The following is a 7,541-nucleotide window of genomic DNA, read 5'->3' as shown; positions in this document are numbered from 1 at the left end:
GCCAAGGGCATGGCTGGTTGGCTACGTTCGGGAGGGATAACCGCTGAAAGCATCTAAGCGGGAAGCCTGCTTCGAGATGAGTATTCCCACCCCCTTGAGGGGTTAAGGCTCCCAGTAGACGACTGGGTTGATAGGCCAGATCTGGAAGCCCGGTAACGGGTGGAGGTGACTGGTACTAATAGGCCGAGGGCTTGTCCTCAGTTGCTCGCGTCCACTGTGTTGGTTCTGAAACCACGAACAACCGTCGTAGCTATGCCACGGCTCCGGTTGACAGTTTCATAGAGTTTCGGTGGTCATAGCGTGAGGGAAACGCCCGGTTACATTCCGAACCCGGAAGCTAAGCCTCACAGCGCCGATGGTACTGCAGGGGGGACCCTGTGGGAGAGTAGGACGCCGCCGAACAATTTTTGAGAAAACCCCCGGACCGGGGATACCGGTCCGGGGGTTTTCTGCGTTCAAAAACATTTCCCTGTCATGAATACAGAGGTTGCTGTTCCATTCCATACGGCGTCGAACCGGCTGACGATCTGTCGTAGCTCGCGGGCGCTTCGGGGTGTCATGGCCTGCATCACGGTGTCGAGAAGAGCGCGTGCTTCCAGGGGATTGCCGCAGCAGTACCAGTGCACGTTGCCCCACTCGTAGTCGCGCCACAGCACGCGCTCGGGGTGGTGGACGTAGCCCTTCCAGAGGCGCACGGCCGCGCTGATGTCCCCTGGCTGTAGATAGTTGCGGGTGCGTTCGAGGCGAACGATCTCGGACAGCACGCTCGACGACAAGCCGTCGATGGACTGCCTGGCTCCAGCTGTCCGGTAGCGGGGAAGGCCGGCCCGGATTCGTCTTGGCCGTCTACGCGGCATGGACCTTTCGGTTCGTGGTCATGCCGCACATCGTGCCACGCCCTCGAATGGCGGGAGCTGTCGAGTGGTGGGTCGGTGTTGTCTGTTCCGGCCGCGAAGTGCTCGGCCGCGATGTGCTCGGCGGTGGAGTGGACGTTGCGGTTGGGGACCGCCGCGGGCGGGGTGCGATGTACGAGGCCTCGTCCAGACCAGGACCGACACTGAAACTTCTCCAACCCGGTTGGGCAGTAAGGCAGTTAGCCCCTGGCGGCGTTCGGGGGAATGGCGAAGCTCTTGGTGGATGGATCGCCGACCGAGATCAGCCTGTCCGCCCGGCAGGGCTTCGGCGTCGATGCGGGCGAGCAGCCGGCGGACCGTCGTCTCCGAGGGCATCAGCCTCCGGGGCAGTACGGAACCAGGGCGCACGCCGAGTCGCTCCAGTACGTGCGGCGGTGCGTCCGAGGTCCACTCGCCGACCGCCAGCAGCGGGGGGTCGCGCCGGTCGGCACCGCGCACGCGGTCAGCGTGGGCACGACGGCCACGACGGCCAGGGCATGGCGCACGCCGCGCGAATCGTGCGGATCCGGCACTTGAGCCAGGCGCTCCAGCAGGCCGGGCACCTCCCCGGGCCCGACGTCGGACTGCTCGCGGAGCCGGTCAAGGGCAGGCGGAATCAGGGGTGATGCGTCGGCGGGTAGGGCCTTCCAGGCAGGTCACGGGGCGAGAGCCCTCCATGATCACGGGAGCCTTCCCTGCATCGTCCCCCGGTCAGAGCAATGACGCAGCTTCGCCTGCCACCCAGGTCTGCCAGACACGACGGGTGTTGGGTATGTCAGGGCGGTCCAGGAGCCAGAGTACGTACCCGGCGTGGCACCGGGCCCACGGACTGTCCGAATCGGCTGCCCGATAGAGCCTGCCTCGTAGGTCAGCGCTGTCGACAGCCCGGGCCACCCGCACGTATTCGCGATCCTTGCAGCGATACGCCCGGTGGACGACGAGCTCGACCAGGTCGGTGAGCTTCGCCTTGATCGCCTCCTCCTGGGGAGCACGGGCCACCTTACGGATCAGGGATTCCTTCGTACCCCACTCCTTCGCATGCCGCGTCCACTCCAGCGGCGCTCAGCCCATGTACAAGCGTCGTCCGCATCTGTACCTGCCGCTTCAGCCACGCACCGGATCATCTCCTAACGCAGGCGGCTTGCAGGCGGCTTGCTTCACCCGCCGATGCGGGGTACCCCTACGGTTTTGGTCAAGGAAATCCGGGTGCGTTTGCGTTCGGGGTGAGGTCAGCATTGCCTGGTGTCTGAGCTGCTGTGGGATGACGTGAAGGGCTTCTTCGACTTTGAGTGGGAGGGTTGTCTTCCGGATGTGTGGGTGACAGGGACTGGGGTTGAGGATTGGCAGGCTGTCCTCGATCTGATTGTTGCGAGTGGCTGGCGGAGTGAGTACTCCGAGGGCGGTGTTGTCATGCCGTTGCCGCGTGCTGGGGAGGTGCTGTCGCGGCCTGTTGATGCTGACTGCGCGGATCTGCGGGTCTGGCCGGCGCCGGATGTGTTGGCGATCTTTCGGTTGGAGTCGGCTGAGGAGATCGGCTTTGACGTGGATCTGCGGGAGTTGCAGGGGCAGGAGCGGCTGGATGTGCTGTGCGGATTTCTCCGCGCGATCGGGCACCGACTGGGCAAGCCGGTGGTGATGACGCCCGAGGGCGACTGGGACCAGAGCCATCCGGTGCTGGGGTTCGACGTCGAGTCCGACCGGGTGGTGCTGCTGGCAGAACCGCCGACTGGCTGACCGTTGCCGCCGGACGTGATTCGTAGACCTCGATCAGGATGCGGGCTCCGGTCCTGACGCCGATTCCTGGCATCGAGGTCAGGACCTTCGAAAGAGAGTGGTCCTCCAGGAGTTCCTCGATTCGCCCGGCCAAGAGTTTGCGCTGGTCAAGGACGGCGGTCAGTGAGCCGGCCAGGCTCGGGAGGATCAGCGCGGCCGCCTCGGTGCCGGGAACGGTGCCGGTCTGCTCGTCCAGGGCGGTGACGATCTCCTCGACCAGCCGCTCGGCCATCCGCGGGGCCTTCGGCCGTAACAGCGTGACCAGACGGCGTCGGCCGGCCTCGCGGATCTGGGCCGGTGAACCGAAACGCTCCAGCAGAGCGAGAACGGCCGGGTGCTGCAACCGCGGCCCCAGTGCCCGCTCCAGCGACGGATGGATCTGGGTCAGCAGGCCGTGGAGCCGGTCGGCGACTCTGGTCGCTTCGCCAGTCAGGTCGTCGTCGAACCCGACGATCATCTCCAGCCCGGCAATGGTCTCGTCCTCGCCGTCGATCGCCCGTGCTTGGGGTCGGTGTTGCGCAGGCGCTTGTCGAATGCCTTCTTCCCCGCCGGGGTGACGGCGGTGGCGTGGTGTTCGCCCTTGCCGACGTCCAGGCCGTTGCAGCACCGCCCGTATCACCGACATCGTCAAGGCCATGTCGGGCTTGCACCTCGCCACGGCAGCCTGAGATCGCTGGGGCCGGAGTCAGGACAAGGACAGCGCCGCCATCAATGACAGCAAGGGAGCCCGCTCACCGTGGCAGACGTCAGAGTCACCTACGACAAGACCGTGGACGCAGCGTACGTATACCTCACTGAACCGCAGGCCCGGGTGAAGTCGGCACGTATGTATCCCTGCGATCCAGTGGACGTCGGCGGCATGATCAACCTCGACTTCGACGAGCAGGGCCGCCTCATCGGCATCGAGGTGTTGGCTGCCAGTTCAAAGCTGCCCGAGTACCTCCTCCAGTCCGCGGAGCGACTGGATACCGAAGGTGCATGAAACAGTCGGGCACCGCGCTCGCGGCGACTGCGGTACGCCTTGCAGAAGGTTGGAAACGGCTCACTGAGTCTTCGGCGACGTCCACGTGATACTCGTCGGGTCGGCCAGGCCTGCCCACCGTCCCGTCAGGAACGAGGACTCGTGAACGCTGATGCCGATCACGAGAACCCGAGCTGCGACCTCAGCGCCGGGACGATCGAGCGTCTTCAGCGGTTCGCCGAGGACGCTCAAGGTCGGCAGCTTGAGTCGGTACGTGTCGTCGCGCAGGGCCATGCCTATGGCGCCGACGAGCCCCACGAAGTCCGCAAGCAGTGGGCCAAGCTGTCATTGCAGGCCAACCAGCGTCTGTACGGCGACAGCCTCTGGGATCAGGCACGAGCGGCGCAGCACAACTTCATGCTCCGGACGTGGGTGATCGACCAGCTCGGCCCTGACGACGAGGATCACGACTGGAGCCCCGAAGCGTTGGCGTCCGACACCGTCACTGCGCTGGCTCTCACCCCGGCTGACGCCCGTGCTCTCGCTGACCACTGGCGCAGCCTCGAGGTTGAGCAGATGGGCGAGCTGCGGCGGCACAAGAACCTGACAGCCCATCTCGACAGGCTTGTCGACCACCTGCAACCCAGCCCCGTACGGGACCAGCTCCTCGCCTGGACAGAGACGCGCCAACACTTGCCTTGACCTGTCGAGAGCCGGAACGGCTGGCTGTGCCGTGCATTGCCCGCAGGAGGCTTTGCAGTCGGTCTCGCGCCGGAGGGTGCGGGCGGTCGGTGTTGCTCGACCCAGTCATCGGGTGGTCAGTCTCAGTCCGATGCCGGCTGGTCGATTCGGCCGTCCAGGTGCGGTGCAGGAATGTAGCCCTGAGCAGCATCAGGCAGCATCAGGCAGCATCAGGCAGCACCGCGACACACGCTGGTGAGCAGGCATTGACCAGCAAGGGCAGTACGTCAGTGGCACCGTGCAGCGAGATCCATACCTGGTGAGGCGGCCCGCCCTGCTCGATCACAGCCTGGCGACGACTGGCGCTATTCCGTCGAGCAGCTCGGCTTTGGCTGGCGGTAACGGTCTGAACTGGCCCCACTTTTACGGTTCCAGGTGGGCCAGCGTGCCGGGTTGAGGCGGCCTCGGCTTCCGGTCTCGCGTGGCCCCAGTCGACGATGGGTCGAGCCGATGAGACCGGGAGGTGCCGGTCTGTCCGCACTCCTTCCAGGCCGGGTCCTTCCGATATGTTCTTCCCTGCTTATGGCGGGCAGGGCCCATGCGTGTTGGAGGGAAACATGCCTGGTGAGCGGCTTGAGTCGGAGTGGCTCCGAGCGTGGTGGGAGCGCGCCGACGTAGCACTCACGAAGTTGATGGAGTCGTTCACCGCGACGCACGGCTTCCCGCCAGGCCAGAACGCCGTCTCCCTCGCAACGGACGAAAGTCACCGGGCGACGGGCGCACTGGTGGACCTGACGCCGATCCCCTCCGATCTGACCACGCTCTACTGGGTGATCAGCGAGGCGTCACTGCCCGATGTCGACAACGGCTACTTCATCCACTCGCCCGTAACGGTCGCAGGGCACTTCCGGGAGTACGGCCCGCCAGCAATCGACGATGAACCGATAGCGCTGGTGTTCGCCAGCGACGGCGGAGGTCATCTGTTTGCGATCGGGGACAGCGGACGGATCTGGAGATCGACCGCGGCCTCATGGTTCGACGACTTCGAGGTGGCCGCAGCCAGTCTGCAGGAGTTCCTCGAACACCTCAGCCGGCGGACTGGGGAACAATTTTGATCAACGAGAATCAGGAGTCGGCCTGGGCTGAGCCTCGTGCCCATTCCTCGCGCGGCCGTAACCGCGCCAGGATCTGTTGGGCTTCGTCGCGGACGCCGGCGTCCTGGTCCGTTGCCAGTTCGCGGTACTGCTTGATCAGCTGGTCCGCGCCTTCGGTCGTCATCCATTCAGGGTTGCAGTCCAGGGCAGCACCGAGTTGATCCACCGCATCGTTGGTGGCAGCGCGACTGTAGGCCAGCAGGACAAAGCGCAGGCCGATGGTGTCGTTGCGCGCGAGCAGGGTTTCGGCAGTCTCCTGGATGACGCCGGTGTCCTGCTCGTCCAACAGGAGACGATGGATGACGTCCGCAACTTCCTCGATCTTGTCCGAGACGGCGAGTTGCCGCCCGGCCGCGACGCGGAGAGACCAGGTCGGTGAGCCGGCATTCTGAATCGCCGTGCTCAGGTCTTGATCATCGAGGGGTGTCACGCCTCCAGCCTGCCAGGGACCGTGGTGATCTCCAGACGATTCTTCGCTGGCCTCGCTGCTGCTTGGCTTTTGTCTGGGTGAGTCGGTAGGACTCGGTCCCGGTCTCGATGATCGTGCCGCTGAAGGTCAGTCGGTCGACGATCGCCGCGCAGAGCCGGGGGTCGGTGAAGGTCTTGGTCCAGCCCCCGAACGATTCATTCGAAGCGATCGCAACACCGTTCTGCTGTTCCCTCTCCGTCAGAACCTGGAACAACATCTCGGCCCCGCGGCGGTCCAGCTCGAGATAGCCCAGCTCATCAATGCAAAGCAGATCGACGCGGGCTGTAGCGAGCGATCGCCTTGGTCAGCTGTTTCTCGTCGGCTGCGGCGACGAGCTCGTTGACCAGGCGGGCGGCGAGTGCGTAGCGAACCCGGAAGTCAGCCATCGCCGCGGCGGAACCAAACCCGATCAGCAGATGGGTCTTGCCGGTGCCGGAGCCGCCGTTCAGGCAGAGCGGCTCCCCCTTCTTGACCCACTCGCAGGTGGCGAGGCGAGGTTGTTGACCAAAGCGGGCATGACGTTGGGGTTGGCCGAGTAGTCGAAGTCGGGCAGCCGCTTCGAACGCGGAAAGCCAGGCGCGCGGATCCGTCGCTCACCGCGACGTCGGTCGCGGTCCTCGCACTCGGCCATCAGCAATTCCGCGAGAAGCCGCGGTAGGACAAGCGCTCACGCTCGGCGCGGGAGACGGTGTCCGCGAACTGGGCCCGCATGGTCGGCAACCGCAGGACGCGGCAGGCGGTGTCGATGGCAGCGTCGGAGGCAGGCTCGGTCAGGGTGTGCTGTGGGCCGGTCATCGAGGGTCCCTTCCGGGTCGCTGGTGCAGGAGCTGGTCCCAGCGCTCAAGCGCTGGAAGGGGACGCTGGTCGGGTGGCAGGCGGGCGGTTCGGCGTTCGGTCAAGCTGGGCAGCGGTTGCTCCGGCGGGACCACCGGCTCGGGCAGCGGGACCGTGACCATCGGGGGCTGGCTCTGGGTCTCGGCAGCCTTTCGCGCTTCGAGCGCGCCGACATCCGCGGTGCAGGCCCCGGGCCGCGAGGGCAGCCTGGATGCCGGTGACAACGTCGCGATGTTGCAGGCGCCGGTGCAGCAGCAGGACGTGCACCAGCGCCTTCGTGCCGTCGCTCTCGCCGAGGGCGTGCTTGGCCGCGAACCAGAACGCCTCGTGAGCGGGAGGGAAGGTGCCCACGCGGCGGGCCTGGTCGAGAGCTTCGGAACCGGCCAGGGATCCCGGCTTGGCCGGCAGGACCTCCAGCAAGTGGTCGAGCACCACCCGCTCGGCGGGCACGTTGACGTCATAGAACCTGGGTCGCCGCTCATCGGAGTGGGAGGAGAGCTTCACCATCAACGCGCGGAACGCCCGCAGCCTCACTGGGGGCGGTGGCTGCGCCCACTCGATCACCAACGTCGGACCAGACATGCTGGGAGCCTGGTTGGACCAGTCGCTGTCTGGGCCCAGCCGAGGTCAAAAGATCTTGACAGGCGGATGTTGACAGTGCCCTGCCGGATGAGTAAAGTCCTTCGAGTTGTCACGGAGCCGGTCTGGTTCCGGGACGGCACCTCCGCCGCTGATGCGGCAATCAAATCTTCAGCACGATCTCCCAGCCGGGGTGA

At 65.7% G+C, this 7,541-nt stretch carries 7 protein-coding genes, 2 rRNA genes and 2 pseudogenes; 6 read left to right on the top strand and 5 right to left on the bottom strand.

The window, feature by feature from the left end; genetic code table 11:
* Positions 1-199 (top strand): 23S ribosomal RNA (locus tag ACFXGX_RS42640); the annotation flags it as partial.
* Positions 200-285: 86 nt separating this feature from the next.
* A 5S ribosomal RNA gene (gene rrf, locus ACFXGX_RS42635) occupies positions 286-402 on the top strand.
* 53 nt (positions 403-455) lie between these two features.
* Here rrf and ACFXGX_RS42630 read toward each other — a convergent pair.
* Positions 456-764 carry a hypothetical protein gene (locus tag ACFXGX_RS42630; RefSeq protein ID WP_384803699.1) on the bottom strand — a complete coding sequence of 103 codons (309 nt, stop codon included), beginning with the start codon at positions 762-764 and terminating at the stop codon, positions 456-458.
* Positions 765-2,135: 1,371 nt separating this feature from the next.
* Between ACFXGX_RS42630 and ACFXGX_RS42625 the strand changes: the two genes are divergently transcribed.
* The gene (locus ACFXGX_RS42625; RefSeq protein ID WP_384803696.1) at positions 2,136-2,627 is read left to right on the top strand and encodes a hypothetical protein; all 492 of its coding nucleotides are present in this window, start codon (positions 2,136-2,138) and stop codon (positions 2,625-2,627) included.
* Here ACFXGX_RS42625 and ACFXGX_RS42620 read toward each other — a convergent pair.
* A pseudogene (locus ACFXGX_RS42620) lies at positions 2,542-3,260 on the bottom strand (IS110 family transposase); the annotation flags it as partial. The gene ACFXGX_RS42625 and the pseudogene ACFXGX_RS42620 overlap by 86 nt on opposite strands.
* 142 nt (positions 3,261-3,402) lie before the next feature.
* Between ACFXGX_RS42620 and ACFXGX_RS42615 the strand changes: the two are divergent.
* From ACFXGX_RS42615 to ACFXGX_RS42605, 3 genes are all read left to right on the top strand, one after another.
* Positions 3,403-3,648, top strand: coding sequence for a DUF2283 domain-containing protein (locus ACFXGX_RS42615; RefSeq protein ID WP_384803693.1), 246 nt, complete (start codon positions 3,403-3,405; stop codon positions 3,646-3,648).
* A 141-nt stretch (positions 3,649-3,789) separates the two neighbouring features.
* Positions 3,790-4,329 (top strand): hypothetical protein, encoded by a 540-nt coding sequence (locus ACFXGX_RS42610; protein ID WP_384803690.1) that lies wholly within the window; start codon positions 3,790-3,792, stop codon positions 4,327-4,329.
* 671 nt (positions 4,330-5,000) lie between these two features.
* Positions 5,001-5,423 (top strand): hypothetical protein, encoded by a 423-nt coding sequence (locus ACFXGX_RS42605; RefSeq protein ID WP_384803687.1) that lies wholly within the window; start codon positions 5,001-5,003, stop codon positions 5,421-5,423.
* Positions 5,424-5,433: 10 nt separating this feature from the next.
* Here ACFXGX_RS42605 and ACFXGX_RS42600 read toward each other — a convergent pair whose 3' ends face one another.
* The 3 genes and pseudogenes from ACFXGX_RS42600 to ACFXGX_RS42590 all read right to left on the bottom strand — a co-directional run bounded on the left by ACFXGX_RS42600 (position 5,434) and on the right by ACFXGX_RS42590 (position 7,347).
* On the bottom strand, positions 5,434-5,892 hold the full coding sequence (locus tag ACFXGX_RS42600; RefSeq protein ID WP_384803684.1) for a hypothetical protein: 459 nt from the start codon (positions 5,890-5,892) through the stop codon (positions 5,434-5,436).
* Positions 5,876-6,726: pseudogene (istB, locus tag ACFXGX_RS42595) on the bottom strand (IS21-like element helper ATPase IstB). Before istB ends, ACFXGX_RS42600 begins: the two are co-directional and overlap by 17 nt.
* A 45-nt stretch (positions 6,727-6,771) precedes the next feature.
* A complete protein-coding gene (locus ACFXGX_RS42590; protein WP_384803681.1) occupies positions 6,772-7,347 on the bottom strand; it encodes a hypothetical protein in 576 nt (191 codons plus the stop codon).
* Positions 7,348-7,541: the final 194 nt, after the last annotated feature.

Origin of the sequence: Streptomyces sp. NPDC059371, from assembly GCF_042751995.1 — a bacterium.
Lineage (GTDB): Bacteria > Actinomycetota > Actinomycetes > Streptomycetales > Streptomycetaceae > Streptomyces.
Note: the sequence above shows the minus strand (reverse complement) of the source record. Positions and strands in the feature narration are given on the sequence as shown.

Excerpts from the sequence above, each read along its gene's own strand:
- ACFXGX_RS42605 (WP_384803687.1), top strand. The coding sequence starts at position 5,001 with ATGGAGTCGTTCACCGCGACGCACGGCTTCCCGCCAGGCCAGAACGCC.
- ACFXGX_RS42590 (WP_384803681.1), bottom strand. The coding sequence starts at position 7,347 with ATGTCTGGTCCGACGTTGGTGATCGAGTGGGCGCAGCCACCGCCCCCA.